Genomic DNA, 26,132 nt, shown 5'->3' on the forward strand with positions numbered 1-26,132 from the left:
CTGCGACGCGGCTCTCCTCTCTCCTCTCCCCTGTCTCCTCTCATTGCACCGATTACGTATTTTGCACGACGATCTTGGGGAACGCGGCCGAGTGGTCCTGCTGCTTCTCGGCGATCTTCACCGCCACGCGGCGGGCGATCTGCTTGTAGATCCGGGCGACGCGGCCGTCGGGGTCGGCCACCACGCTCGGCATGCCCGAATCGGCCTGCTCGCGGATCTTGATGTCCAGGGGCAGCTGGCCCAGCAGCTCGACGTTGTAGTCCTTGCCCATCCGCTCGCCGCCGCCGCTGCCGAAGATCGGCTCCTCGTGCCCGCAGTGGCTGCAGATGTGCAGGCTCATGTTCTCGACGATGCCGAAGATCGGGATGCCGACCTTCTCGAACATCTTGAGGCCCTTGCGCGCATCGATGAGCGCGATGTCCTGCGGCGTGGTGACGATGATCGCGCCGGTGACCGGCAGGCGCTGCGCGAGCGTGAGCTGGATGTCGCCGGTCCCGGGCGGAAGGTCGACGATCAGGTAATCGAGATCGCGCCATCGGGTCATGTTCGCGAGCTGCTCGAGCGCCTGGGTCGCCATCGGGCCGCGCCAGACCATCGGATTGTCGACGTCGATCATGAAACCGATCGACATCGCCTGGATGCCGTGGCCTTCCATCGGCTCCATGTGCTTGTCGTCCTTGGACTGCGGGCGGCCGGTGATGCCCAGCATCATCGGCTGCGAAGGACCGTAGATGTCCGCGTCCAGCACCCCCACCGACGCGCCTTCGGCGGCCAGCGCGAGCGCGAGGTTGACCGCCGTCGTGCTCTTGCCCACGCCGCCCTTGCCGGACGCGACCGCGATCATGTTGCGCACGCCGGGGATGAGCTTCACGCCGCGCTGGACCGCATGCGGCACGATCTTCATCGAGACGTTCGCGGTGACGCTGCCCACGCCGGGAATGGCCCGCAGCTTCGCGGTGATCTCCTTGCGGATCGGCTCGACCTGGCTCTTCGCCGGATAGCCGAGGAGGACGTCGACGGAGACGTCATCGCCGTCGACCTTGACGTTGCGCGCGGACTTGGACGAGACGTAGTCCTTGCGCGTGTTGGGATCGGTAAGCTCTTTCAGTGCGTCAAGCACCTGCTGCTCGGTGACTGCCATGGGAGACCTCGATTGCGCCGCGGCTTCGCGCCGCCGCGGAGAAGATAAGGGCCGAATTCTAAACAATTGAGCGCGGATTGGTGCAGAATCGGCCGCCATCCGGCGCCGGCAAGCTCGGGCGCCGGACTGCAACAATGGACAGCAGGCAGTGATGCCGCCCCGGCCGCCACCGGCCGCTCGGCGGCCTGCGCGGCTACGCCGCGACCTTCTGCGTGTCCATGCTCTTGTTGACCGTGGCGGTGCGGACAGGTTTCGTCCGGCTCGCGCCGTGGCGCGAGCCGGCCCTGCTGACCGCAGGCGTTTTCTGCATCGTCGGCGGGCGCCGTAACGGGGTGTCTGCGAGGGCGATCGGTTAGAATTCGCCCCTTTAGCCGTTCACATTCGTTCGTATGGCAGCCCGCCGCATCCTCGTCACCTCCGCCCTGCCGTACGCCAACGGCTCGATCCACCTCGGGCACCTCGTCGAGTACATCCAGACCGACATCTGGGTGCGCTTCCAGAAGATGCTCGGCAACGAGGCGCATTACGTCTGCGCGGACGACACGCACGGCACCGCGATCATGCTGCGCGCCGAGAAGGAAGGCATCACGCCCGAGGCGCTGATCGCCCGCGTGCTGGAGGAGCACCAGCGCGATTTCGCGGGCTTCCACATCGCGTTCGACAACTACTACACCACGCATTCCGACGAGACTCGGCAGCTCTCGAACGAAATTTACGGGAGCCTGAAGGCCGCCGGGTTGATCGACGTCAAACCGGTCGAGCAGTTCTACGACCCGGTGAAGTCGATGTTCCTCCCGGACCGCTTCATCAAGGGCGAGTGTCCGAAGTGCGGGGCGAAAGACCAGTACGGGGACTCGTGCGAGGTGTGCGGCTCGACCTACAGCCCGACCGACCTCAGGAACCCCTACTCCGTGGTCTCGGGCGCCGCGCCGGTGCGCAAGACCTCGGACCACTACTTCTTCAAGCTCTCGGACCCGCGCTGCAAGGCCTTTCTGGAAGAATGGACGCAGGCCGACGAGCACCTCCAGCCCGAAGCGCGCAACAAGATCCGCGAGTGGTTCGACCAGGGGCTCAACGACTGGGACATCTCGCGCGACGCGCCGTACTTCGGCTTCGAGATTCCCGGCGCGCCGGGCAAATACTTCTATGTCTGGCTGGACGCGCCGATCGGCTATCTGGGCAGCTTCAGGAAGCTGGCGGAACGCGCATCGCTCGACTTCGACAGCTTCGTCGGCCCCGATTCCACCGCCGAGATGGTGCATTTCATCGGCAAGGACATCCTGTATTTCCACGCGTTGTTCTGGCCGGCGATGCTGAAGTTCTCGGGCAAGCGCACCCCGACGCACGTCTACGCCCACGGCTTCCTCACCGTGAACGGCGAGAAGATGTCGAAGTCGCGCGGCACCTTCATCACCGCGGAGAGCTATCTGCAGCAGGGGCTCAACCCCGAGTGGCTGCGCTATTACTACGCAGCCAAGTTAGGCAGCACGATGGAGGACATCGACCTGAACCTCGACGACTTCGTCGCGCGGGTGAACAGCGACCTCGTCGGCAAGTACGTGAACATCGCGAGCCGGTGCGCCAATTTCATCGTGAAGCGGTTCGGCGGCCGGCTCGGCGGGACAGTTTCAGACGCGCTCGCCTTTGAGCAAGGGTATCTGCGGGGAGCGGCTCGCGAGGCCGCACAAGCGGCTGCCGACGCCTACGACAAACGGGAGTTCGGCAAGGCTTTGCGCGCTGTGATGTCCTACGCCGATCAGGCCAACCAGTTCATCGATCGCATCAAGCCCTGGGAAATTGCAAAGCAGCCGGGCCGCGACAACGAATTGCAGGTCGTCTGTACCATCGCGCTCAATGCATTTCACTGGATCAGCGTGATGCTCGCTCCTGTGCTGCCCGAAACGGCCGGCCGCGTCGCGAAAATGCTGAATTTGGCGACGCTCGAATGGAAAGATATCGAAGCTGAGCTCGCTCCCGGCCATGTAATCAACCCCTATACACACCTTTTGACGCGCGTCGACGCGAAGCAGATCGATGCGCTGGTCAAGGCGAACGCCGAGACGCTGCAGCCGGCGGCGCCGAAACGACAGGAGAAGACAGTGGAAGGCTCAGCACCGAAGACGACGAACGAAGGCCAGAAACCCGCGGCGTCCGCGGAGCTGGCGCATATCTCGATCGACGATTTCTCGAAGGTCGACCTGCGCGTCGCGCGCATCGCGAACGCCGAGCACGTCGAAGGCGCGGACAAGCTGCTCAAGCTCACCCTCGACGTCGGCCCGCTGGGCACGCGCCAGGTCTTCGCCGGCATCAAGTCGGCCTACGATCCCGAGAAGCTCAAAGGCCGTCTCACCGTGATGGTCGCCAACCTCGCGCCGCGCAAGATGAAGTTCGGCATGTCGGAAGGGATGGTGCTGGCCGCTTCGGGGGATGCGCCGGGGTTGTTCATCCTGTCGCCGGATTCGGGTGCGGAGCCCGGAATGAAGATCAAGTAGCGCGCATGGACGCGCACGCCGCGAGCGCGCCGCCGGCGTTCAAGCACACGCTGCTGCTCGCGGCGCAATGCGCGCTGGTGACGCTCGCGTGCGCGGCCGTCGGCACGTTCACGGTCAAGCCGGCGACCAACGAATACTTCGGCCACCTCCTCCCGTGCGCGCTGCTCGCGGCCAGCGCGGTGCTGACCATGGTCGGGCCCTCGGATGCGCGCACGCTGGTGCGATGGGAAGGCCGCCTCGCGGTCGTCGCCGGCGTCGCCTACATCCTCGGCGATACCTTCTACTCGCACCCGCCGCTCGGCATCCTCGATAACCCGGGCGCCGCCGAGCAGTTCCACGTCGGCTTCATGGCGCTGATCGCGGCCGTCGGCGTCTTCGCGCTGCTTTACGTGCGCGCGCTCGACCGCGCGACCGGCGTGCACGCGCTCATCCTCTCGGCCGCTTTCGCGCTGTTCGTGACCGGGCACCACCAGCACGGCGCCGCGAGCGTGCTGTCGCACAACGCATCCGCGGTGTTCGCGCTGATCGCGGCGGCGTTTCGCGTCGCCGGCCGGCGCGCCGAGTATGGTATCTGCATGCTCGCCGCGGCGTACCTCTTCTTCAGCGGCCAGATGAGCTTCGCGATCTTCACGGATGCGCACCAGATCGAAGGCGTCGCGTGGGTCTGCGCGTGGACCGCGGCGGGCGTGATCGTCGCCGCGATCTATCTCGCCGCGTTCGCCGACGCCGCGCGCCGCGTCGGTTAAGCGGCGGGCGGCGGCAGCGCGCTCAGCCACGCCGCGGCGATCACGACGAGCACCATCAGCGCGAGCTCCAGGTCGATCGTGCGGGCGAGCGCCGTCGCGCTGTGCGGCAGGCGCCGCGCGAGACGCAAGCGGTTCCAGAGCGCGATGCACGCCAGCACCGCGAACAACGCGATCTTCACGAGGAGCACCCGGCCGTAGGCGCTGTCGACGACGGCCGCCGCCGAGCCGAGCCGCGACCACGCCAGCGCGAGCCCGATAGCGGCGAGCGCGGCGACGACCCACAGCGCGATGCGCGAGTAGCGGGCGACGATCGCGCCGGCGCGCTCGCCCCTGCGCACGTGCGTGTACAGCGGCCACAGCGAGCCGGCCCAGAACGCTGCCGCGGCCACGTGCAGCGCGAATAGCGCCTGCCCGACGACCGGCGGCCCCAACGACGCGTGGCCCCAAAGCGCGAGTCCGCCGATGGCGAGCACGACCCCTGCGGTCGCGATCGCGCGACGCGACGCCGCCATGCCCGCGAGCCCTGCCACGGCGAGCGCGGGACCGAGCAGCGGGGTCGCGGCCGCGCCGATCGTCCCGCGCATGAGCGCATGGAGCGCCGCCAGCGCCGCGATCCCGAGCACTGCAATGGCGCGCACGGGCACGCCGTCGGATTCCGCGATGACCAGCCTGAACAGGATCGCGCCGGCCGCGGCGAGGATCGCGAACACGAACACCGCGCGCAGCAACACCAGAGCGACCAGCAGCGCGTGGTCGGGACTGGCTTCAATCCGGATCTTCTCGTCGTCGTCCGCAGCGGCGGCCGGCGGCTCTGCGGCGGGCGGCGGGCCGGCTCCGACGCGGAAAGAGAGCGCCCCCGAAACGGCGTGAGAGTCCGCGCCGGCGACGCGCCAGCGCAACGTATACACACCGGAGGACGCCGCCGCGAACGCCGGCGCTACGATCAGCGTGGCGCCCTCGGCCGAGGCCGTCACCGGGACCTGCGTGCCGTCGGCGCCGCTCAGCGCGAGACGCACCGGCGCAACCCGCGTCGAATAGCGCAGCGTGATCCGCGCCGGCGCCGCGTCGAGCACCGCGCCGCCCGCCGGCTCGGCCGCGAGCAGCCGCGTGTGCGCGCCCGCCGTCCCGGCGGCCGACGACAGCAGCAGCACGAACAACGCATGCACGACGCGCAGCCGCCACGGCGCGTCCACTACAATGAAGCGCTTCTTACCAAGCGAACTCCCCCGATGAAGCTCGAACGCATCGAACCCATAGCCATCGACATCCCGCTGTCGAAGAACTTCGGCGGCGCGACTTATTCGGTCCTCAAGCGCTGCACGGTCGTCACCCGCCTAACGACGAGCGACGGTCTCACGAGCGAAGTGTACAACGGCGACAACCGCGATCACGTCGGCGAGATCGTGCGCCTCGTGCGCGACGAGATCTTCCCCGTCATCGAGGGCATGAACCTCTTCGAGACCGAGCGCATCTGGGAGAAGATGTTCGCGCTCTCGCACGTCAGCCGCGACCGCAAGCTGCTGCTCGAAGCGATCGCGTGCGTCGACTGCGCGGTGTGGGACCTCGTCGGCAAGGCGCTGGGCAAGAGCGTGCGCGAGCTTCTCGGCGGCTATCGCGACCGGCTGCAGATCATCTCGATCGGCGGCTACTACATGGAAGGCAAGACGCTCGCCGACATCGGCCGCGAGATGGAGCTGTACAGATCCGAAGGCATGGCCGGCTGCAAGTTCAAGGTCGGCGGCCGCTCGCCGGAGGAAGACGCGCAGCGCGTGGCCGCGGCGCGCAAGGCCGCCGGCGACGATTTCGTCCTCATGGTCGACGCCAACCGGGGCTGGGGCGCGCAGGACGCGATCGACTTCGCGCGGCGCGTCGAGCACCTGAACATCCGCTGGTTCGAAGAACCGTGCCACTGGTACGACGACGCGGCGATGATGGCGCGCGTTCGTCAGTCGATTCGCATTCCGGTGACCGCGGGCCAATCGGAGATCACCAGCCACGCGATCCGCCGGCTCGTCGACGCGAACGCGGTCGACTTCGTCAACTACGACGTCTCCGAAGGCGGCGGCGTCACCGACTGGCGGCGCGCGGCGGCGATCTGCGCCGCATCGGGCATCGAGATGGCGCACCACGAGGAATCGCAGATCTCGCAGCAACTGCTCTCCGCCGTGCCTCACGGCACGTACGCCGAATGCTTCGGCGATCCTGCGCGCGACCCGGTGTGGCAGACCCTGTGGGTGAACCGGCCGAAGATCGACAATGGATGGTTCACGGTGTCGCCTGGCCCGGGGTTCGACATCCAGCTCGATCCGGACATGGTGGAACGCTATCGCGTCCGTTAGCGGTGCGTTAGCACGCACCCTACTTTTCGACCGTTGAAGCATCTCATCGAAGCCCGCTCCTTCCGCGTCCTGTTCGCGGGCTGCCACAACTTCTGGGTGCTGAAGAACGCGAACGGCCACACGCTCGCCGAGCTGCACGGCCTCGCGTACGACCGCGTCAACAAGAAGGTCCTGCCGATCGGCACCACGAAAAACCACGGCCTGCGCGTGTTCGCGTACGCGCACGACGAAAGCTATGCGCGCGCGAGCGGCCTGCCGATGGGCTCGACGCGCATGTACTGGAAGAGCCGCGTGAAAGCGGTCTACCAGGGCGAGGACGCGCTCGCGCGCTGGAACGCGGCGCTGAAAGCGATGCCGCTCCTCGACGGCCTCGATCTCGACTATCCGCCGTTCGGCTTCAACGTGCTCTCCGCGACGGTCAACAGCAACTCGGCCTACCGCACTTTCGGCGAGATCATGGGCGTGCCCATCCCCACGTTCGCCGGGGTGCTCGGTCCCGGCTGCAGCAACCGCATGCTCGCCGGCGAAGCGCTCGAGCGCCTGTCGTTCCGCGCTGCGCGAACCGACGCCCGAGCCTGATCGCTTACGCTTTCTGCGGGCGCACCGGCTTCTTGTAGCGCCCGACCGGCACGAGCTCGGCGACGGTGCCGCCGGGCGCGCGGAATTTCACCGGGATTACGCCGGGATCGCTGATGATCTCGCAGCCGTAGCTCAGGATCTCTTTGGTCGACTTCTCGAGGTCTTCGACTTCGACCGCGAAGTGGTGGATGCACGGGCCTTCGCCCGAAGCCCTGGATTCGGCGGAGTCGGTGCCTTCGTCGTACTTGATGAGCGTGAAATCGAGCTCGCCGTCGGTGAGGTGGCGCGACAGGTGATCGCGGGTCTTGCGGGTCTCGGCCTCCCAGAAACCGAAGACTTTCTCGTAGAAGGCGGTGGTCTTCTCGAGGTCGTCGACCTTGAGCGCGATGTGGACGATGCGGTTCGTCATTGAAATCTCCTTGAGGGCGAGCCCGAGAGTGAGCCGGCGACCGCGTTTTTAGAAGACAGCCGGCCGCTTGCGCAAACGCCGTGGTATGCTGCGCGAGCAATCTTATGCGCTGCGGTCACCCCTCTCCTCGCCGCAGGCTCTCACCCTTTCAGTAGTTCTCCGCGAGCCAGCGCTCGCACGCGTCACCGACCTCGTCCAGCACCGCCGCATCGCTGCGTCCCGAGGACTTGAGCACGTGAAACGAGTGATCGGCGCCGTCGAGCCAGTGCATCGTCCAGCTCGTGCCGAGCCGTTCGAGCGTCTGCTCCATCAGCGCTTGCGTGCACAGCGTGTCGCGCGTGCCGTTGAAGCACAGCACGGGCACACGGATGCGCGGCAGGTGCTCGTCGCGCAGCTTCTCGGGCTTGCCCGCGGGGTGCAGCGGATACGCGAACAGCAGCAGGCCGTCGCAGCCGTAACCGTCCGCCGCGAGCATCGACGCGGTGCGTCCGCCCATCGAGCGGCCGCCGATGAGGAGCTTTTCAGGCGCGAGCTCGGTCCGCGCGCGCTCGATCACCGCCTTGTAGCAGTCCTGGAGGAGCGGCATGCGGTCCGGCGCTTTCGCCCCTTTCGCGCGATAGAGGAAGTTGAAGCGCACGACGTCGAGGCCGCGTCCCCGCAGCTCGCGCACCAGCGCGAGCATGCCGCGATCGTCCATGTGGCCGCCCGCGCCGTGGGCGCAGACGAAGGTCGCGCGGCGGCTCGCCGTCGCCGGCTCGTAACGCGCCACGGTCGCATCAAGGCCGACCGAAATGTGCCATTCTTGGGCTGCACCCATAACAGGAATCGCAAGGAGGAGAGATGAGAGTACCGTACACCGCCGCCTGCGCGGCGCTCGCGCTGGCGTCGCTCGCCGCTCAAGCGCAAGGGCAGTACCCGACCCAGCAGATCCGCATCGTCTGCCCGTTCCCGGCCGGCGGCGGCACCGACCTCACCGCGCGCTTGCTCGGCGAGCAGCTTTCCAGGACGTTCGGCCATCCGGTGGTCGTCGACAACCGCACCGGCGCGAGCGGCATGATCGGCACCGACGTCGCCGCGAAAGCGAAGCCGGACGGCTACACGCTGCTCCTCGCGTCGGGCGAGATCGCGGTCAACCCGCACCTCTATCCCAAGATGGCGTACGACTGGGACCGCGACCTCCAGCCGATCACCCTGATGGTGAAGGTGCCCAACCTGCTCGCGGTGAACATGGACGTGCCCGCGAAGAACGTCGCGGAGCTGATCGCGTACGCCAAGCAGAACCCGAACAAGCTCACCTTCTCGTCGAGCGGCGTCGGCAATCCGCAGCAGCTCACCGGAGAGCTCTTCAACAAGATGGCCGGCGTGCACATCAGGCACGTGCCCTACAAGGGCGCGGCGCCGCAGATCGCGGACGTCGCGGGCAAGCACATCACGATGACGTTCGTCAGCATCGGCGCGGCGCTGCCGTTCGTGCAGAGCAATCGCATCCGTCCGATCGCGGTGACTTCGGCGACGCGCGTCTCGGTATTGCCCGACGTGCCGGCGATCGCCGAGCATCCGCCGCTCGCGGGTTTCGAGCTCGTGAACTTCTTCGGCTTCTTCGGTCCCGCGGGGCTGCCCGATCCGATCCTGCGCAGGCTGAACGCCGCGGCAGTCCAGACGTTGAAAACGCCCGAGATCGCCGCGAAATTCCGCAACATGGGTTTCGAGCCCTCGCCCACCACGCCCGAGCAGTTCCGCGAGTTCATCCGCGGCGAGTCGGCCAGAGCCGCGAAGGTCATCGCCGAAGCAGGGATCAAATTGACCGAGTGACGCGACGCGTCACTCGATCATCCCCGCGCAGGCGGGGATCCATCTTCCAGCCCCGGGGCCCGGATTCGACGCGCGCTATATGCTCTACGACAGCGGCAAGCTGCCGCCCTCGCCGCGATAACCGCTCAGCCCGCGAACGCGGCGAGCCGCTTGAACGCCTTCACCTTCTCGCCGCGCTCGACGTTCGCCTTGTTGAGCGCGTCGCGCATGACCTCGATCGTCTTGTCGTACGTCGTGCAGTCGACCGGAAACGGCGTGCCGTCCTTGCCGCCGTGCGCGAACGAGTAGCGCGCCGGGTCCCTGCGGCTCGCGGCTTCGCCGTAGATGAGCTCGGAGGTGAGCGCCAGCGCGCGCAAGGTCTTCGCGCCGACGCCTTCGATAGCCAGCAGCGCCTCGAAGTCGGCCGGCGCTTCTTCGTAGGTCCTGAGCAGGATCTTCTTCAGGTACTTGGGATCGACGTCGGCGTCCCGTATCCAGTGATGCCGCGGCATGTCCAGCAGCGGCAGGTGGTGGAACGCTTCGAGCGTCACGCCGGGTTTCTCGCGCGCGAGCGCCGCCGACGCCGATCTCACCTTCGCGCTCTCGGTTGCGACGAGGTTGAGCGTCGGCGTGGCGGCGTCGCAGCAGATCGCCGCGTGCGGCTCGTCGACGTAGCTCGACACGCCGTCGGAGAGCCAGTGATAGCGCCGCGCCATCGACGTCTCGTCGTTCATGCCCTGCTGCACGATGCACCACTGGCCGGCCGCGGTGAAGACGAACGCGTGGTGGTAGAGCTGGTAGCCGTCCTGCACAGCCGAGTTGTCGACCTTGGCCGAGATGCGGCTCGCGTAGACCAGCGGATGAGGATCGCGGCCGAGCTTTTCACACGCGGACGTGATCTCCGCGGGCGTCTTGCGCGAGGTCGCGCCCTTGCCGCCCGCGACGAAGAGCCCAAGCTCGCGCTCGGTGCCTTTGAGGCCTTCCTTGAGCGCGCCGCACACCGTGGTCGTGAGGCCGCTCGAATGCCAGTCGAAGCCGAGCGCGCAGCCGAAAGCCTGGAACCAGTAAGGGTCCGACAGCCTGCGCAGCACTTCTTCCCGCCCGAACTCCTGCGCGATGTAGATCACGATCTCCCGCGACAGCGGGACCATGCGCTTGAAGAGATAGCTCGGCGCTTTGCCGCCGTGGAGCGGGAGATGGGCGAAACCGGTGCGGGACATGATCTGTATGCATGTCCAGTATACGTCATTCCCGACCCGCGGCAGCGGAAGCGATCGGGAATCCGTTTTCAACGCCTTTCAAGCGTCAAAATGGATTCCCGCCTTCGCGGGAATGACGTTAGGCGCGCAGCGTTCGGGCGAGATAAGGCGCCGTCCGGCTGCCCTTGGCTCGCGCGAGCTCCGCGGGAGTGCCAGCCGCGACGATCCGCCCGCCTTCGTCGCCCGCGCCGGGACCGATGTCGACGACCCAGTCGCTGCCGGCGACGATGTGCATGTCGTGCTCGACCACGACCACGGTGTTGCCGGCGTCGACGAGCCCGTCGAGCTGTGCCTTGAGCTTCTCGACGTCGGCCGGGTGCAGCCCGGTCGTCGGCTCGTCGAGGACGTACAGCGTGTCGCCGCGCTGGATGCGCTGGAGCTCGGTCGCGAGCTTGATGCGCTGCGCTTCGCCGCCGGAGAGCTCGGTCGCGGGTTGTCCGAGCCGCAGGTAACCGAGCCCGACCTGGCGCAGCACGTCCAGCGCGCGGCGCACGTGAGGCTCGTCTTCGAAGAACTCGAACGCAGCGTCCACGGTCATTCCGAGCACTTCCGCGATGTTCTTCTCGCGATAGGTCACTTCGAGGGTCTTCGCGTTGTAGCGCGCGCCCTTGCACACCGGGCACGGCGCGTACACGCTCGGCAGGAACAGAAGCTCGACACAGACGAAGCCTTCGCCTTCGCAGTTCTCGCAGCGCCCTTTCGCCACGTTGAACGAGAAACGTCCCGCGTCGTAACGGCGCGAGCGCGCGACCTTGGTCGCGGCGAACAGCTTGCGCACGTGATCGAAGAGCCCGGTATACGTCGCGAGATTCGAGCGCGGCGTGCGGCCGATCGGCTTCTGGTCGACGCGGACCAGCCGCTTGATCGTCTCCATACCGGCCGCGATGCGGCCTTCGGTCGGGATCACCGCTGCGCGCTCGAGCGCTTCGCCCTCTTCTTGCTCCACGGGAACCTCGTGACCGAGATGCGAAGCGACCAGCTCGACCAGCACCTGGGACACCAGCGTCGACTTGCCGGACCCCGACACGCCGGTCACGCTGGTGAACACGCCGAGCGGGATCTCGACGTCGAGCTCGACGAGATTGTTGCGCGTCACGCCTTCGAGCTTCAGCCAGCCGGACGGCGAGCGCGGCTCGCGCGTGAACGGCGCATGGTCGTCGAAGAGATAGCGCCGCGTCTTCGACGGCTTCACGTTCGCGAGCCCGTCGGGCGGTCCGCTGTACAGCACCCGGCCGCCGTGCTGGCCCGCATCCGGACCGATGTCGACGATCCAGTCGGCATGGCGGATCACGTCGACTTCGTGGTCGACGACGAACAGCGAGTTGCCCGACTGCTTGAGGTGATCGAGGGCGACGAGCAGCGCTTCGGTGTCCGCCGGGTGCAAGCCCGCGGAAGGCTCGTCGAGCACGTACACGACGCCGAAGAGGTTCGAGCGCACCTGGGTCGCGAGCCGCAATCGCTGGAGCTCCCCGGGGGAGAGGGTCGGCGTGCTGCGCTCGAGCGAGAGATAGCCGAGGCCGAGCTGCATCAGCGTGCCGATGCGCGCGACGAGGTCTTCCGCGATGCGCCGCGCGGCGATCGCCTGCTCGGGGTGATCGCGCGACATCTTCCGAATTTCAGCGCTTGCGCCTTCCGCCGCCGGCCTGAAGATGCCCGTGAGCGCTTTCAACGGCTTCGCCGACATCTCGGCGATGTCGAGCCCCGCGAAGCTCACCGACAGCGCTTCCTTCCTGAGGCGCTTGCCGTCGCATTCGGGGCAATCGGCGCTGACGAGATAGCGCGACACGCGCTTCTTCACCATCGCGCTCTGCGTCGTCGCGAAAGTGTGCAGCACGTAGCGCTTGGCGCTGGTGAAAGTGCCCATGTACGACGGCTCTTCCTTACGCTTCCGCGCGCGCTGCACGTCGGGGAGATCGAGCCCCGAGTACACCGGCACCGTCGGCTGCTCGTCGGTGAAGAGGATCCAGTCGCGGTCCTTCTTCGGGAGCTCGCGCCACGGCTTGTCGACGTCGTAGTTGAGCGTCATCAGGATCTCGCGCAGGTTCTGTCCCTGCCACGCCGGCGGCCATGCGGCGATCGCGCGCTCGCGTATGGTCAGCGTGTCGTCGGGAACCAGCGATCTCTCGGTGACGTCGTAGATGCGGCCGAGGCCGTGGCACGTCGGGCATGCGCCTTCGGGCGTGTTTGGCGAGAACGATTCGGCGTAGAGGATGCCCTGCCCCGGCGGGTAATGGCCCGCGCGCGAGTACAGCATGCGCAGGAGGTTGGAGAGCGTGGTCACGCTGCCGACCGAGGAGCGTGAGGTCGGCGCGCCGCGGTGCTGCTGGAGCGCGACCGCCGGGGGCAGGCCTTCGATCGTGTCGACTTCGGGGATCGAGAGCTGGTCGAAGAGCCGGCGCGCGTACGGCGACACCGAATCCAGGTAACGCCGCTGCGCTTCGGCGTAGAGCGTGCCGAACGCGAGGGAAGACTTGCCCGAGCCCGAGACCCCGGTGAAGACGACCAGCGCATCGCGCGGGATCTCGACGTCGACGTCCTTCAGGTTGTGCTCGCGCGCGCCGCGCACGTGGACGAAACCGGAGAGTTCTTTTTTCATATGCGCTGACCGCAGCAGGATTCGCTCCCGGCCTTTAAGATCGTCCGATGGACATCTCACGCATCCTCGCCGCAGAGGCCGATCGCCTCGCCGCGCTCTGTCTCGACGTGCTGCGCCGGCGCTACCCGCACAAGCTCGACCACCTGATCCTGCACGAGCGCGACAACCCGCTGCCCGGCGAGATCCACCCGGTGTTCTCCGGCTGCTACGACTGGCATTCGAGCGTGCACATGCACTGGTCGCTGCTGCGCCTGTACGAGTCGGTGCAGGATGCCGATCTGCGCTCCGGGATCGGGCGCCATTTCGAATCCCGGTTCACTCCCGCGCTCGTCGCGGTCGAGCGCGCTTATGCGGGCGAGCCGCAGCGCGGCGGCTTCGAGCGGCCGTACGGCTGGGCGTGGCTGCTCAAGCTGCATGCCGAGCTTGATGCCCGCGGCAGCGGCGACGCGCGCATCGCCGGGTGGGCGGCCGCGCTCGCGCCGTTCGCTTCGGAAGTGGCCGGCCGGCTCGCGGCGTTTCTTTCGAGCACGCCGTATCCGGTGCGCTATGGCGCGCATCCGAACTCCGCCTTCGCGATGGTGCTCGCGCGCGATTACGCGCTGGCGCTGCGCGACGAACGGCTCGCACGCGCGATAGAGGCCGCGGCGCGCTCGTGGTTCCTGCACGACGAAGATTGCCCCGCACGCTACGAGCCCGGGGCGACCGATTTTCTGTCGCCGGGCTTGTGCGAAGCGCTGCTCATGAGCCGCCTGCTCGGCGCCGACTTGACCGCGTGGTGGGCGCGATTCGATCGCTCGGGCAAGGCGATCGGGCACTGGCGCGTACCCGCGGTGGTCGCCGATGCGGCGGACGGCCAGCTCGTTCACATCGCCGGCCTCAATCTCTCGCGCGCGTGGTGTCTCATCGCGCTTCGCGATGCCGTGCCGCCCGAGCAGCGCGACACGCTGATCTCAGCCGCCGAGGACCACTGGAAAGCCGGCTGGCCGTACGTCACCGGCGGCGAGTTCGTGGCGACGCACTGGCTGCTGAGCTTCGCGATGCTCTGCTCTGAAGCGTTGGCTGACGCCGAACAAAGCATTAACGCAGAGGACGCGGAGGACGCGGAGGACGCAGAAAGAGATCACGGTCGGTAAAGCATGGAGGCGCAGGGAGTGGCTACCTGTTTAGCTTTGCTTTTCCTCTGCGTCCTCTGCGGTTAAAGCCTTTGCTTCAAAGGAGCGGTGCGCTTGCGCGCACCCTACGAATGAATCGCGTAGGGTGCGTGGTAACGCACCGCTAGCGATACAGATCGCGATTGACGAACTCGCCGTTGAGCGGCGCCGACAGGTCGCTCGCGAGGAACACCATGACGCCGCGCTTCCTCGGCAGCATGCGCCGCACCGCGGCGCGCGAGCAGAGAAAGACGCTCTTCAGATTGAGCGCCATGACCGTGTCCCAGTGCTCTTCGGTCATCTCGGCGAGGCTGCGAACGTCCTCCCGAGGTATCAGTTCGAAGCCAGCGCGGTGATTGCGCCCGCATCCTGCGTTTCGTCGATATTCCAGATCGCCTCGATGAGACGCGGCACATCGCATGTCGAGCCGCCGAACTCGACGAGATCGCGCAGCTTGCGCTCGAGGTCGTCGTCGGTGAGCGGCCGTGCGCTGCTGCCGCGCGCGCTCTCGACCCGTTGCGTGAACGTTCCGCCGCCGCGCAATTGCACCGAGACCGTCACGCTTTCGACGGGACAGCGTGCATCGTCGATGACCTGCACTTTCTCGCGCAGCGGACGCAGCGCCGCGTCGTTCGCGGCTGCGTCATCGAACTCGGCGAGACCCGCGCGACCCCGCGCGAACACCACCGCGACCGCGTGCTGCGCGCTCACCTGGGCTTCACGCCCCGAAGTCGGATGGACGCGGTCGGTGCGCTCGCGCAGGAGCGGGTGCCCCGCGATCGCGACGCGCTCGATCGCCGCGGCATCGACGCGCTCGCGCAGCGCGAAGCACGCTTCGATGACCGGGCTCAGCACGATCCCCACCGGGTAGAGCTTGTAAGTGTTCGATGCGAGCTCCCACGATCGCCCGAGGCCGCTGTCGAGGCGCGAGGCGTCCCACTCGTTGCCGGTGACGCGCAGGAAGCCGTAGGTCCCGGCGAGCGGCTCGGCGGGACCGAAGACGCCTTCGGCGGCGTACATCGCCGCGGCGAGGCCGTTGCGCGCGGCGTTGCCGACGCTGATGCTCTTGGCCATGGTGCCGAGCGTCTCCAGCAGCCCGCCGGCCTGTGCCGACGCGTCGCCGAGCGCCCAGACGAAACGCTCCGCATCCAGCCCGAGGACCTTGCCCGCCGCCGCGGCCGCGCCGAATACGCCGCACGTGGAGGTGATGTGCCAGCCGCGGCGGTAGTGACCGGGCGAGACCGCGTTGCCGACGCGGCATTCCGCTTCGACGCCGAGCGCGAATGCGAGCAGGAGATCGCGTCCGGACATGCGCCGGGCCTCGGCAAGCGCGAACAGCGCCGCCGCGACCGGCGCGGTCGGATGCAAAACGGTGTAGAGGTGAGTGTCGTCGAAGTCGAAGACGTTCGCGCTCGCGGCGTTGACGAAAGCGGCCGAAAGCGCATCGAGGCGCTCGCCGCGTCCGATGACCGTCGAGGTCGCCGCGCCGGCGAAGCGCCGCAGCACGCGCGAGGTCGCTTCGACCGCGTCGTCCCGGCACCCGCCGAGCGCGCACGCGAAGTAGTTCACGAGCGAGCGCTTCGCTTCGTGCTTCACGTGCGCAGGCACGTCGTCCCACGTCGCCGCGGCGAAGAATTCGGCGAGCCGCCGCGTCGGTCCTGAAGTCAGGGTCATAACTGTCGTCATCCTGGCGAATGCCCGGATCCATTTTCGCAATGGGTGCCGGCCTGCGCCAGCACGACGTGCGTCAGCGCGCCGGCGCCGGCGCGGCTTCGATCCGCGGCTCGTCCGGCAGCAGCAGCACGACCGCGGCGCGCAGCGCGGCGATCACCGCCATCACCCACAGCGCGGTGGCGAAGCCCATCGTCTTCACCATCGGCCCGAGCAGCCACACCGCGAGCGAGCTGATGCCGAACGCCACCGTGAGACGCATGCCCGCCACGCGCGAGCGCAGGCGATCGTCGACGTAACGCACGATCATCGCGTCGGTGAACGGGATCGAGCCGAAGACGAACACCATCACCGCGAGCAATGCCAGGAACATCCACCAGTCCTGGGTATACGCGGCGACGATGAGCAGCGGCACCTGGATCACCGACATCCAGAGCTGGAGCGGCTTGAACGGCATGGTGTCGATCAGCTTGCCGACGACGAGCTGCGCCAGCGAAGCGACCGCGTAGATCACCGCGAGCAATGTCCCGATCACGGCCGGATCGCTGATCACGCCCGCGAAGCGCTCGCTGAGCAGCTGTGCGTTGCCGTTGGTGGTGAAGTTGAAGACGAGGCTGCCGGCCGCCGCCGCGACGGTCATCACGCTGAACGCGCGGACCATGTCGGTCTTCGACAGCGCGACTTTCGCTTTCTCCTTGCGCTTGTGCGGCGCTTCGGTCTCTTTCGGGCAGACGATCGCGAAGACGATGCCGCACGCGATCGAGAACAGGCCCGGCACGATGAACGCCGCGCGCCAGCCGAACCACTTCACCAGAAACCCGGTGACGATCGCCGCCACCGCGATGCCGAGGTTGCCGGCGAGACCGTTGACGCCGATCACCACGCCGGGGTTCTTCACGTTCTGCACGAGCATGGGGATGCCGACCGGGTGGTAGATCGCGGCGAACGCCCCGATCAGGGTCAGCGCCGCCGCGAGCTGCCAGGCGTTCTGGGTGAACGCGGTCAGAATCGCCGCAGCGCCGATGCCGACGAAGAAGATGATCATCATCACGCGGCGGCCCCACAGGTCGCCCAGGCGTCCGGCGGGCAGCGATCCCAGGCCGAACATCGCGAAGGCGCCGACGGCATAGGGCATCAGGTCTTCCCACTTGGCGTAGCCGAAATCGGCCGCCATCGCCGCGACGGCGGTCGCGAAGATCAGCAGGAACATGTGGTCGATCCCGTGCGCGAAGTTGAGCAGCAGCGAGACGAGCCGGCGATGCGTGACGGGAGCGGCGTCGGGCGTAGTCATGGTCGGGTGGATGTCTTTTGGGCCTCCGAGTGTGCCTGAGCTACAATCGTCCTGCTCTCGCCGTTTTCCACCGAATCTTCTCGAAATGGACAAACGCCTCCCGGCCGCGCCCGAACGCCCGATCGCCGATGACCGCGCTCCGGCCGTCGTCACCCGCACTACCTCCTACCCCGGACGCCATCACATCGAGCCGCATTGGCACGACCGCGCGCAGTTCGTGTTCGCGGTGGCCGGGACGATGAGCGTGCGAACCCACCGGCGGACGTGGATGGTGCCGACCAGCCGCGCGTTGTGGGTACCCGCGCGCACCGTGCACGAGATCCAGATGCACGGCACCGTGGAGATGCGCAGCGTCTACCTCGCCGACGCGGCCGCCGCGGCGATGCCGAACGACTGCGTGGTGCTCGAGGTGACACCGCTGCTGCGCGAGCTCGTGGTGCGCGCCGCGGCGCTCCCGCCCGGCTACGACGAGAACGGCGACGACGGCCTGCTGATGCGGTTGCTGGTGGCGGAGATGCGCAAGCTGCCGCAGTGCTCGCTCGACCTGCCGCTGCCCGAAAGCGAGGACCTCGTGCAGCTTTGCGAGCGCATCCTCGAAGACCTGTCCACGCGCCGGACGTGCGCCGGCGACGCGCACGACATGCAGACGAGCAGCCGCACGCTCTATCGTCGCTTTCTCAAGGAAACCGGGATCACTTTCGCGCGCTGGAAGCATCAGGCGCGGCTGCTCGAATCGGTGCAACGGCTCGCACAGGGCGCGCCGGTGACCGCGGTCGCGCTCGATCTGGGCTACGAGAGCGCGAGCGCGTTCTCGACGATGTTCAGGCGGTCGCTGGGGGTCTCCCCGCGAGGGTTCGTCACGCCCACCATGTAGGGTGCGCGCGAGCGCACCGCGCCTTTTGCGGTGCGTGGCCACGCACCCTACGTCAGTGCGCCCCCGCCGCTGCGTCCGCACCGGCGCCGACGCGTGCCGGCTTGGTGAGCCACACCAGCCCGATCAGCATTACGAAGAGCACTGCCGAGACGTAGAAGATGTCGTTCGCCGACATCATGAACGCCTGCTGGTCGATCATGCGATTGACCGCGGCGGCCGTCTGGTCCGGCGTCATGCCGCCCGCCTGCATGCCCGCCAGCGCCTGCGTCGCGTTGGGGTTGTAGACCGAGATGTGCTCGGCGAGCTGCGCGTGGTGCAGGGTCGCGCGATGGTCCCACAGCGTGGTCGAGATCGACGTGCCGAACGAGCCCAGCGTGATCCGCGTGAAGTTGGACAGGCCGCTCGCGGCGGCGATCTGGTCGGGCCGCAAGCCCGAAAGCGTGAGCGTCACCAGCGGGATGAAGAAGCACGCCACCGCCGCGCCCTGGATGATCGTCGGGATGAGGATGGTCTTCAGGTCCACCTGGGTGTTGAAGTTCGAGCGCATCAGCATCACCGCCGCGAACACGCCGAACGCCGCGGTCGCGAAGATCCGCGGATCGACCCTGTTCAGGTTCTTGCCCACCAGCGGCGTGATGAAGATCGCGAGCAGGCCGACGGGCGCCATCGCCAGCCCGGCGAACGTCGCGGTGTAACCCATGTATTGCTGAAGCCACAGCGGCAGCAGCACCACGTTGCCGAAGTACGCGCCGTAGCCGAGCGAGATCGCGGCGGTGCCCATCGCGAAGTTGCGGCGACCGAAGAGCCTCAGGTCGACGACCGGATGCTCGTCGGTGAGCTCCCACACGATGAAGAGCGCGAGCCCCAGCGCCGCGACGATCGCCAGCGCGACGATCTGGCCCGAATGGAACCAGTCGAGGTCCTTGCCCTTGTCGAGCATCACCTGCAGCGCGCCGACCCACAGCACCAGCAAACCGAGCCCCACCCTGTCGATCGGCAGCTTGTGCGTCGGCGTCTCGCGGCGCCGATAGATCGCCCATGTCGCCGCCGCGGCCGCGAGGCCGACCGGCACGTTGATGTAGAAGATCCACGGCCACGACACGTTGTCGGTCAGCCAGCCGCCGAGCAGCGGCCCCATCACCGGCGCGACCAGCGTCGTGATCGACCACATGGCGAGCGCGGTGCCCGCTTTTTCCTTCGGATAGCTGGAGAGCAGCAGCGTCTGCGACAGCGGGATCATCGGGCCCGCGACGAAACCCTGGATGACGCGGAACAGGATCAGCGATCCGATCGTGGGCGCGAAGCCGCACGCGAGCGACGCCAGCACGAACAGCAGGATGGACGCGATGAAGAGCTTCACCTGCCCGTAGCGCTGCGAGAGCCACCCGGTGAGCGGCAGCGAAATCGCGTTCGCGACGCCGAACGACGTGATCACCCACGTGCCCTGCTCGGGCGAGACCCCGAGGTCGCCCGCGATCGCCGGCAGCGACACGTTCGCGATCGACGTGTCGAGCACGTTCATGAACGTCGCAAGAGAAAGCGCCACGGTGCCGGCGAGGAGCGCGCCGCCCTGGAGCGGCGCGGGGTTCTGGGCGCTCATGAGGTTACTGCCGCGACTTCGCTTCCGCGGTATGCGTGCTCGCCGCGACCGCGACGGCGGCCTGACCCGCAGGGTCGATCGCCGGCGAGCTCGCGCCGCGTCCGGTTCCGTTGTTCCGGGCGACGATCGACTTCACGCGCCGGTCCGCCGCCTGGTCGATCGAGCCGTACACCTGGGTCGCGTCCGCCGGCGCGCTCTGCGCGGCGCGCGGCAGGCGCTCGCCGCCCTGCTCGGTGGTGTCGACGTCGACCTGCATCGAGAGCCCGACCTGCAGCGGATGCTGCTCGAGCTCTTTGCGGTCGATCGCGATGCGCACCGGCACACGCTGCACGATCTTGATCCAGTTGCCGCTGGCGTTCTGCGCCGGAAGCAGCGCGAACGCGCCGCCGGTGCCCGCGCCGAAACCGACGACCTTGCCGTGATACTTCACCTTCCCGCCGTAGAGATCGGCGGTGAGCGTCGCCGGCTGGCCCGGGCGCATGCTCTTCAACTGCCCTTCCTTGAAGTTCGCATCGACCCATACCTGGTCGAGCGGCACCACCGCCATCAGCGGCACGCCGGCGTTCACGCGCTGGCCGAGCTGCACGCTGCGCTTGGCGACGTAACCGGACACCGGCGCGGGGATGGCGGTGCGCGCATACGCGAGATACGCTTCGTGCACGCGCGCCGCGGCGTTCTTCACGTCGGGATGGCTCTCGATCGTCGTGCGGTCGACCAGCGCCTGCTGCGCGCCGAGCTGCTGCCTGGCGGCGACGAGCGCGGCATCGGCCGCACGCAGCGCGTCGCGCGCGTGCTGGAGCTCTTCGCCCGACACCGCTCCGGACGCGGCGAGCCGCTCGCGGCGCGCGAGATCTTCCTGGGCCTTCGTGTAGTCGACTTCGCGCTGGCGCACGCCGGCCTGGAGCTGACCCGTCGTCGCGTAGAGGTTGCGGACCTGACGCACGGTCTTGGCGAGCGCGCTCTCGGCTTCTTCGAGCGCGACCTTGGTGTCGGCCGGATCGAGCCGCACCAGCGTCTTGCCCGCCTCGACGAAATCGGTGTCGTCGGCATCGATCGCGACGACCGTACCGCCGATCTGCGACGTGATCTGCACCACGTTGCCGTTCACGTAAGCGTCGTCGGTGCTCTGGCGGTCTTTCGCGAAAAACGCCCAGTAAGTGCCGTAGGCGATGCCGCCGGCCGCAAAGACGCCGAGCACCAGCGCGACCAGCTTCCTGCGCTTCGCCTTGTTGCCGTTCGGCGCAGCGGGCGGTACTTCGGTGTCCTGCGTGACTTGTTCTTCAGCCATGTTCTCACCCATCACTTCAGAGCGCCGACGATCGGCGCGTTGTCCTTGTCCTGATAACCGCCGCCGAGCGCGCGCGTGAGGTTGACCGCGATGTCGAGCTCGCGCGCGTCGAGATCGGCCTGCAGGCTCTTCTGCCCCAGCACCTGCGATTCGGCGTTCAGCACCTGGAGGTAGTTGCCGAGCCCTTCCTTGTAGCGAAGCAGCGCGAGGTCGTAAGCGCCCTGCGCGGTCTTCAGACCTTGGTTCGCTTCGCGGCGCTGAGCGTCGACAGACTTCATCGAGGCGAGCTGGTCGACCACTTCGCGCAGCGCATCCGCGAGGCTCTGGTTGTAGCGCTCGACCGCCGCGTCGTAATCGGCGTTCCTGCCCGCGAGGTTGGCGCGCAGCCGTCCGCCTTCGAAGATCGGCAGCCTCAACGCAGGCGTGACGCCCGCCATCGTGCTGCCGGCGTGCAGCAGGTTTCCGAGCCCGATCGCCTGCAACCCGAGGAACGCGACCACGTTGACGTTCGGATAGAACTCCGCCTTGGCGACCGCGATGTCCTTGCGCGCGGCTTCGACGCGCCAGCGCGACGCGACGACGTCGGGACGGCGGCCGATGAGATCGGCCGGCAGCGCCGACGGCAGCGCGAGCGCGCCGATCGATCGCATGCGCGGACGCTCGATCTGCAATCCACGATCGGGACCGGCGCCGAGCAGCGCGGCGATCTGGTTGCGCGTGAGCGCAATCGTCTCTTCGAGCCGGATCACGCGCTCGCGCGCTTCGGGCAGCGCGGCTTCGGCCTGGCGCAGCTCCACACGGGAGTCGATGCCGTTGGCGGTGCGCTGCTCGGTCAGCGCGCGCACGCGCTCGCGGTCGGCGACGAGCGCCTGCGCCACGTCGAGCTGGTCGTACGCACGCTGGAGCTGCACGTAAGCGCGTACGATGGACGTCGACAGGAAGAGCTGCGCAGCGTAACGATCGACGGAGGACGCGTGCGCTTCGTCCAGCGCGCTCTCGTACGCCGAGCGGTTGCGTCCCCACAGGTCGAGGTCGTAGGACAGGTTCGTCGAGAGATCGCCCTGCGTGATCCACGAGCCCCCCAGAGGCGGCGGGAACAGGCCTTTCTCCGGCAGGCGCTCGCGGGTGACGCTCGCGTTGCCGGTCATCTGCGGCAGGCGCGCCGCGTTCGCGATTCCCGCGGCCGCGAGCGCTTTGCGCACGCGCGCATCGGCCGCGCGCAGCGTCGGGCTGCCTTTCAGTGCTTCGTCGACGAGCGCGTCGAGCTGCGGATCGTTGAAACGCGTCCACCAGTCGGCGCTCGGCCACGCCGCGTCGGCGAGCGCTATGCCCTCGAACGAGCGGCTCGCTTCGAGCGTATCCGGCGGCGTGCCGCTCGCCTGCGGTTTCAACCCGCCGGTGCCGGCGCAGCTCGCGAGGAAGGCGGACAGCGCCACGGTCAGCAACGCCTTCTTCATCGCTTCGCCTCTTTCTTCGCGGCTTCCGCCATCACGCAGCCCGCGTTGCCCAGCATGCGCTTGAGCATGTCCTCCATCTGCCGCACCTCGGTCTTGCTGAAACCAGCGAGGAAGCGGTTCACCACGCCGACCGACGCGGCGACGACTTTCGGATAGACGGCCTTGCCTTCGGGCGTGAGCTCGAGCTTGAACGCCCGCCGGTCCGCGGGATCGCGCACGCGACGCACCAGGTTCTTCTTCTCGAGGCTGTCGATCTTGCGGGTCATCGCGCCCGGGTCGTGATCGATGAACGAGCACATGCCCGACGCGGTGTCGGAGATGTCGTTGGCGAGCGCGAGGAGCACGAAGTAGTCCGCGGCCTTCATGCCGAACGGCGCCAGCGCGGTGTCGACTTCCGCCACCATCGCCGCGCGCGTGCGCGCCATCAGGTACGGAACGCTGTTGCGCAGGTCGTAGGTCTGGGGGTCGTAGATAGCGGCCATGGCAGGTCTCATTCGATCGCGAGGACCGGACGATAATTGCCTAGGCAACTATTGTCAAGGCTGCAATTGCCTCAGCAGACTTTAAATCGGGTCTGACCCCGATTTAAAGTCGCTGATCTCTAACGCTTCGCGGTTGCCACCTGCTGCGGCGGCTGCACCGGCGAGCGGATCTGCGCCTGCGCGTGCTGGACCAGCGGGCCGCACTGCACGTCGCTCTGGCCGCCGAGCTGGACGAACGGCAGCACCGCGAGCGGCGGCGCGATGACGCCGAGCGCGGCCGCCGCGAGCGTGCGCGCGCCGAGCTGCGGGATGTCGGGCATCACGGACGGGTTCGCGAACGTGCCGCGCACGTTGATCGGACCGCGCAGCGAGACGAGGCTCTTGCCCTTGGGCTTGGCGACCAGGCGCATGTCGAGCGTCTCGTCCTTGAAGTTCGCCTTACCCTGCCCGACCAGCGTGGTGTGCCGGGTGTCGAAGACGAAGGTGCGGGGCTGCACCACGCCGTTGTCCCACGACAGGTCCGCGACCATGCAGCGGATCGGGATGTTCTTGTCGCCGCGCATGAGCACGAGCAGGGTGTTGGCGACGTCGAGGTTCGACAGCCGCAGGATGAGGTCGCTCACCTCGCCTTCGCCGACCACGAGCGCGGTGTCGCCGCTGGCGCTGCCGAGCATCGCGGCGATCGAGTTGCCGTGCGCGGCGAGCTTCACGCGGCCGTCCAGCTCGCCCACGCTCGCCTTGGAGATCTTGAGCTGAGGCAGGAGCTTGCCGAGCTGGAGCTGCTGGACGCGCACGTCGGCGCGCGAGGCGATCACCTGTTTGCTGCCGTCGAGGGTGATGTCCGACACCAGCTTGCCGCCCGCGACGCCGAAGTTGAGCGGCGCCAGCGTGAGCACACCGTTCCTGAGGATCAGGTGCGCGCTCATGTCGTCGATCGGCAGCTTCTCGGTGATGACGCGCTTGCCTTCGAAGCGCACGTCGGCGTCCGCGGATTTGAGCTTGGCGAGGTCGTACGGCGTGTCGGGCAGGACGCGCGTGGTCTGCGGTGTCGCGACCTTGCCGGGTGCCGTCTTCTCGGCGCCGACGAAGCCCGCGAGGTCGGCGAGGTCGAGGCGCTTCGACGTGAGATCCGCCTTCATGAACTGCGGCGCGCGGTTGCGATCGAGCAGGAAGTCGCCCGAGAGATCGCTGTCGCCGACCGCGCCGGTGAACTTGCGCAGCTCCCACACCTGCCCGTTCTGCACGAGATGTCCGTCGAGCTTGTACGGCGGCGTCGGCGGCAGCGGCACGCCGACGATCTTGTAGAGCTCGTCGAGGCTGCCGCCCGCGATCGTGAGCGCGAGATCCATCGCCTCCATGCGCGCCGGGTCCTTGACCGTGCCTTTGGCGGTCGCGCGCGTGTTGCCCACGCGTAGCTGCACGCCCATCGCGACTTCCGGATGGTCGGTGCGCTGGGTGCGCATCGTCCCGGTCGCGGTCGCCGGCAGGCCGAAGAGACGGCTGTCGGTCACGTTCACGTTCGCGGCGAGCTGGATCACCGGTTCGATCCGGCCCTTGAACTCGAAGCGGCTGTTGATCTGCGCCTTCTCGTACTTGCCGAACTGCGACGGGTCGAAGTTCGCGAGGCGCCCGCTGATCGCGAAATCCTTGCGGGCGTTGAGCGCGACGCGGCCCCGCGTCGTGACCTCCGCCTTGCCGGCGCGCGTGTAGGCTTCGTCGATCTGCACGACGCGGTCGTGCAGCGCGGCCGCGACGCGCACCTGGTAGCCCTGCTGACCGAGCGCGAGCTTGACGCGCTGGGTGTCGGTGTCGCCTTGAAGCGCGAGCTGTCCGCCCAGATGCGTGGCGTGCAGCCCGGTCTGCAGGCCGCCCACGTTGAAGTTGCGGGTGACGAGCTTCACCTCGCCCTGGCCGTCTTTCACGGCGCCCGCACCCGCGAACTGGCCGGCGTTGCCGAGGTCGAGCCTGACGTCGTTGAGCGCGAGATCGTCCGGTACGCCGGCAAGCGCGGTGGAGAAGCGTGCGAACGGCAGCTTCTTCGCGTCGACGGTGCCGGGCTTGCCGTTGGTCAGCACGATCGGGCCGGAGAGCCTGCGCTCGCCATCGGTGACGATGTGACCTTCGCCGCTGAGCGCCGCCGTCGGCGCGCCTTTGCTCCATGCGCTCGGATCGAAATCCTTCGCGGTGAACTGAAGCTCGGTCAGCGGCTGGGCGTCGTACGGCGCCACCGCGAGCTTCATCGACGCGGTCGCTTCGCGCGCCCTGGCTTCGAGGTTCGCCACCGCGTTCATCAGCGAGCCTTCGAGCTTCGTCGTGGCGTTGTAAACGCCTTCCTCCAGCGACGCGAGCTCGACCTTGCCGTCGAGCGGGAAAGGCGCGTCGGCGCCGATCTTGAGCGCCCCTTTGACCTTGCCGTACTGCGTCGAGAGCGACTTCACCTCGCCGTGCAGCTCTTTGCGGTTGCCCGAGAACGCGGCGGTGAGGTCGCGTACTTCGTGCGTGCCGGCTTCGTTCGTCACGCTGAGGGTGCCGATCCGGACATCGGTGATCGCGAAAGACATGGGCGCACGCAAGGTTTCTGGCGGCTTTTTCTCCTCGTCCGATTTCGCGAGCTCGAGGCGTACCGATTTCGCGCTCATCGCGCCGACCGCGACCTGCCCGATCAGCAGCCGGATCGGGCGCCACGTCATGTGCGCGTCGTCGATCGCGATCCTGCCGAACTTGTCCTCGTAGCGCAGCTCGCGCACGTCGATCGAGCGCAGCAGCGACCCGCGCAGATCGGCATACTGGAGACGGCCGCCGGTTTTCGCAGCGACGTGCTCGGCCGCCCAGTTGAGCGTCTCCTCGCGCGAGAGCACCCACACCCCGATACCCAGGAACGCGACGACAACCGCGGCGGAAATCGCAATTTTTCTCATCCGAGGCAAGCGTTTGAGTGAGCGCTGTTTATGCTGACCGAACATGAG

Annotated in this window: 21 protein-coding genes; 7 read left to right on the forward strand and 14 right to left on the reverse strand. The window is 67.7% G+C overall.

Annotation, left to right across the window (positions count from 1 at the left end):
- Window positions 1-52: 52 nt before the first annotated feature.
- Entirely contained in the window at window positions 53-1,141 is a 1,089-nt protein-coding gene (gene apbC, locus VHP37_16560; protein HEX2827966.1) for an iron-sulfur cluster carrier protein ApbC, read from the reverse strand.
- A 389-nt stretch (window positions 1,142-1,530) separates the two neighbouring features.
- On the opposite strand from apbC, the gene metG reads away from it, so the two are divergent.
- Both metG and VHP37_16570 read left to right on the forward strand, forming a co-directional pair.
- On the forward strand, window positions 1,531-3,633 hold the full coding sequence (gene metG, locus VHP37_16565; GenBank protein HEX2827967.1) for a methionine--tRNA ligase: 2,103 nt from the start codon (window positions 1,531-1,533) through the stop codon (window positions 3,631-3,633).
- A 5-nt stretch (window positions 3,634-3,638) separates the two neighbouring features.
- Entirely contained in the window at window positions 3,639-4,379 is a 741-nt protein-coding gene (locus VHP37_16570) for a hypothetical protein (protein ID HEX2827968.1), read from the forward strand.
- On the opposite strand, the gene VHP37_16575 is transcribed toward VHP37_16570, so the two are convergent.
- Window positions 4,376-5,572 carry a CopD family protein gene (locus tag VHP37_16575; GenBank protein HEX2827969.1) on the reverse strand — a complete coding sequence of 399 codons (1,197 nt, stop codon included), beginning with the start codon at window positions 5,570-5,572 and terminating at the stop codon, window positions 4,376-4,378. The two genes, VHP37_16570 and VHP37_16575, sit on opposite strands and share 4 nt — an antisense overlap.
- A 36-nt stretch (window positions 5,573-5,608) precedes the next feature.
- On the opposite strand from VHP37_16575, the gene VHP37_16580 reads away from it, so the two are divergent.
- Window positions 5,609-6,718 carry a mandelate racemase/muconate lactonizing enzyme family protein gene (locus VHP37_16580; GenBank protein ID HEX2827970.1) on the forward strand — a complete coding sequence of 370 codons (1,110 nt, stop codon included), beginning with the start codon at window positions 5,609-5,611 and terminating at the stop codon, window positions 6,716-6,718.
- Window positions 6,719-6,751: 33 nt separating this feature from the next.
- On the forward strand, window positions 6,752-7,297 hold the full coding sequence (locus tag VHP37_16585; GenBank protein ID HEX2827971.1) for a hypothetical protein: 546 nt from the start codon (window positions 6,752-6,754) through the stop codon (window positions 7,295-7,297).
- Between the two features lie 4 nt (window positions 7,298-7,301).
- Here VHP37_16585 and VHP37_16590 read toward each other — a convergent pair whose 3' ends face one another.
- Both VHP37_16590 and VHP37_16595 read right to left on the reverse strand, forming a co-directional pair.
- A complete protein-coding gene (locus VHP37_16590; GenBank protein ID HEX2827972.1) occupies window positions 7,302-7,706 on the reverse strand; it encodes a VOC family protein in 405 nt (134 codons plus the stop codon).
- A 148-nt stretch (window positions 7,707-7,854) separates the two neighbouring features.
- A complete protein-coding gene (locus VHP37_16595; GenBank protein ID HEX2827973.1) occupies window positions 7,855-8,523 on the reverse strand; it encodes an alpha/beta family hydrolase in 669 nt (222 codons plus the stop codon).
- A gap of 23 nt (window positions 8,524-8,546) precedes the next feature.
- Between VHP37_16595 and VHP37_16600 the strand changes: the two genes are divergently transcribed.
- Entirely contained in the window at window positions 8,547-9,518 is a 972-nt protein-coding gene (locus tag VHP37_16600) for a tripartite tricarboxylate transporter substrate binding protein (protein ID HEX2827974.1), read from the forward strand.
- 125 nt (window positions 9,519-9,643) lie between these two features.
- Here VHP37_16600 and VHP37_16605 read toward each other — a convergent pair whose 3' ends face one another.
- On the reverse strand, window positions 9,644-10,717 hold the full coding sequence (locus VHP37_16605) for a DUF763 domain-containing protein (protein HEX2827975.1): 1,074 nt from the start codon (window positions 10,715-10,717) through the stop codon (window positions 9,644-9,646).
- 118 nt (window positions 10,718-10,835) lie between these two features.
- Window positions 10,836-13,352, reverse strand: coding sequence for an excinuclease ABC subunit UvrA (gene uvrA / locus VHP37_16610; protein HEX2827976.1), 2,517 nt, complete (start codon window positions 13,350-13,352; stop codon window positions 10,836-10,838).
- 47 nt (window positions 13,353-13,399) lie between these two features.
- Between uvrA and VHP37_16615 the strand changes: the two genes are divergently transcribed.
- Window positions 13,400-14,485: a DUF2891 domain-containing protein gene (locus VHP37_16615; GenBank protein ID HEX2827977.1), complete on the forward strand. Its 1,086-nt coding sequence runs from the start codon at window positions 13,400-13,402 to the stop codon at window positions 14,483-14,485.
- A 142-nt stretch (window positions 14,486-14,627) separates the two neighbouring features.
- Here the strand turns inward: VHP37_16615 and VHP37_16620 are convergent, their stop codons facing one another.
- The 3 genes from VHP37_16620 to VHP37_16630 form a co-directional block, all read right to left on the reverse strand.
- Window positions 14,628-14,924 (reverse strand): SDR family NAD(P)-dependent oxidoreductase, encoded by a 297-nt coding sequence (locus VHP37_16620; protein ID HEX2827978.1) that lies wholly within the window; start codon window positions 14,922-14,924, stop codon window positions 14,628-14,630.
- The gene (locus VHP37_16625; protein ID HEX2827979.1) at window positions 14,837-16,177 is read right to left on the reverse strand and encodes an MmgE/PrpD family protein; all 1,341 of its coding nucleotides are present in this window, start codon (window positions 16,175-16,177) and stop codon (window positions 14,837-14,839) included. Before VHP37_16625 ends, VHP37_16620 begins: the two co-directional genes overlap by 88 nt.
- A gap of 73 nt (window positions 16,178-16,250) precedes the next feature.
- A complete protein-coding gene (locus VHP37_16630; protein ID HEX2827980.1) occupies window positions 16,251-17,465 on the reverse strand; it encodes an MFS transporter in 1,215 nt (404 codons plus the stop codon).
- Window positions 17,466-17,550: 85 nt separating this feature from the next.
- Between VHP37_16630 and VHP37_16635 the strand changes: the two genes are divergently transcribed.
- Window positions 17,551-18,339 carry a helix-turn-helix transcriptional regulator gene (locus VHP37_16635; protein ID HEX2827981.1) on the forward strand — a complete coding sequence of 263 codons (789 nt, stop codon included), beginning with the start codon at window positions 17,551-17,553 and terminating at the stop codon, window positions 18,337-18,339.
- A gap of 52 nt (window positions 18,340-18,391) precedes the next feature.
- On the opposite strand, the gene VHP37_16640 is transcribed toward VHP37_16635, so the two are convergent.
- The 5 genes from VHP37_16640 to VHP37_16660 all read right to left on the reverse strand — a co-directional run bounded on the left by VHP37_16640 (window position 18,392) and on the right by VHP37_16660 (window position 26,084).
- A complete protein-coding gene (locus VHP37_16640; GenBank protein ID HEX2827982.1) occupies window positions 18,392-19,939 on the reverse strand; it encodes a DHA2 family efflux MFS transporter permease subunit in 1,548 nt (515 codons plus the stop codon).
- Between the two features lie 4 nt (window positions 19,940-19,943).
- On the reverse strand, window positions 19,944-21,227 hold the full coding sequence (locus VHP37_16645) for an HlyD family efflux transporter periplasmic adaptor subunit (GenBank protein ID HEX2827983.1): 1,284 nt from the start codon (window positions 21,225-21,227) through the stop codon (window positions 19,944-19,946).
- 11 nt (window positions 21,228-21,238) lie between these two features.
- The gene (locus tag VHP37_16650) at window positions 21,239-22,684 is read right to left on the reverse strand and encodes an efflux transporter outer membrane subunit (GenBank protein HEX2827984.1); all 1,446 of its coding nucleotides are present in this window, start codon (window positions 22,682-22,684) and stop codon (window positions 21,239-21,241) included.
- Entirely contained in the window at window positions 22,681-23,166 is a 486-nt protein-coding gene (locus tag VHP37_16655; protein HEX2827985.1) for a MarR family transcriptional regulator, read from the reverse strand. Before VHP37_16655 ends, VHP37_16650 begins: the two co-directional genes overlap by 4 nt.
- Before the next feature lie 119 nt (window positions 23,167-23,285).
- Entirely contained in the window at window positions 23,286-26,084 is a 2,799-nt protein-coding gene (locus VHP37_16660) for an AsmA family protein (protein ID HEX2827986.1), read from the reverse strand.
- Window positions 26,085-26,132 lie beyond the last annotated feature (48 nt).

It is taken from the genome of Burkholderiales bacterium, assembly GCA_036262035.1.
Lineage (GTDB): Bacteria > Pseudomonadota > Gammaproteobacteria > Burkholderiales > SG8-41 > JAQGMV01.

Bases quoted from the DNA above. Each gene is read 5' to 3' on its own strand.
- VHP37_16630 (HEX2827980.1), bottom strand. From the start codon at position 17,465: ATGACTACGCCCGACGCCGCTCCCGTCACGCATCGCCGGCTCGTCTCG.
- VHP37_16600 (HEX2827974.1), top strand. From the start codon at position 8,547: ATGAGAGTACCGTACACCGCCGCCTGCGCGGCGCTCGCGCTGGCGTCG.
- VHP37_16635 (HEX2827981.1), top strand. From the start codon at position 17,551: ATGGACAAACGCCTCCCGGCCGCGCCCGAACGCCCGATCGCCGATGAC.
- VHP37_16625 (HEX2827979.1), bottom strand. From the start codon at position 16,177: ATGACCCTGACTTCAGGACCGACGCGGCGGCTCGCCGAATTCTTCGCC.
- VHP37_16640 (HEX2827982.1), bottom strand. From the start codon at position 19,939: ATGAGCGCCCAGAACCCCGCGCCGCTCCAGGGCGGCGCGCTCCTCGCC.
- VHP37_16595 (HEX2827973.1), bottom strand. From the start codon at position 8,523: ATGGGTGCAGCCCAAGAATGGCACATTTCGGTCGGCCTTGATGCGACC.
- uvrA (HEX2827976.1), bottom strand. From the start codon at position 13,352: ATGAAAAAAGAACTCTCCGGTTTCGTCCACGTGCGCGGCGCGCGCGAG.
- VHP37_16620 (HEX2827978.1), bottom strand. From the start codon at position 14,924: ATGCGATGTGCCGCGTCTCATCGAGGCGATCTGGAATATCGACGAAAC.
- VHP37_16605 (HEX2827975.1), bottom strand. From the start codon at position 10,717: ATGTCCCGCACCGGTTTCGCCCATCTCCCGCTCCACGGCGGCAAAGCG.
- VHP37_16655 (HEX2827985.1), bottom strand. From the start codon at position 23,166: ATGGCCGCTATCTACGACCCCCAGACCTACGACCTGCGCAACAGCGTT.
- metG (HEX2827967.1), top strand. From the start codon at position 1,531: ATGGCAGCCCGCCGCATCCTCGTCACCTCCGCCCTGCCGTACGCCAAC.
- apbC (HEX2827966.1), bottom strand. From the start codon at position 1,141: ATGGCAGTCACCGAGCAGCAGGTGCTTGACGCACTGAAAGAGCTTACC.
- VHP37_16660 (HEX2827986.1), bottom strand. From the start codon at position 26,084: ATGAGAAAAATTGCGATTTCCGCCGCGGTTGTCGTCGCGTTCCTGGGT.
- VHP37_16650 (HEX2827984.1), bottom strand. From the start codon at position 22,684: ATGAAGAAGGCGTTGCTGACCGTGGCGCTGTCCGCCTTCCTCGCGAGC.
- VHP37_16590 (HEX2827972.1), bottom strand. From the start codon at position 7,706: ATGACGAACCGCATCGTCCACATCGCGCTCAAGGTCGACGACCTCGAG.
- VHP37_16645 (HEX2827983.1), bottom strand. From the start codon at position 21,227: ATGGCTGAAGAACAAGTCACGCAGGACACCGAAGTACCGCCCGCTGCG.
- VHP37_16615 (HEX2827977.1), top strand. From the start codon at position 13,400: ATGGACATCTCACGCATCCTCGCCGCAGAGGCCGATCGCCTCGCCGCG.
- VHP37_16570 (HEX2827968.1), top strand. From the start codon at position 3,639: ATGGACGCGCACGCCGCGAGCGCGCCGCCGGCGTTCAAGCACACGCTG.
- VHP37_16580 (HEX2827970.1), top strand. From the start codon at position 5,609: ATGAAGCTCGAACGCATCGAACCCATAGCCATCGACATCCCGCTGTCG.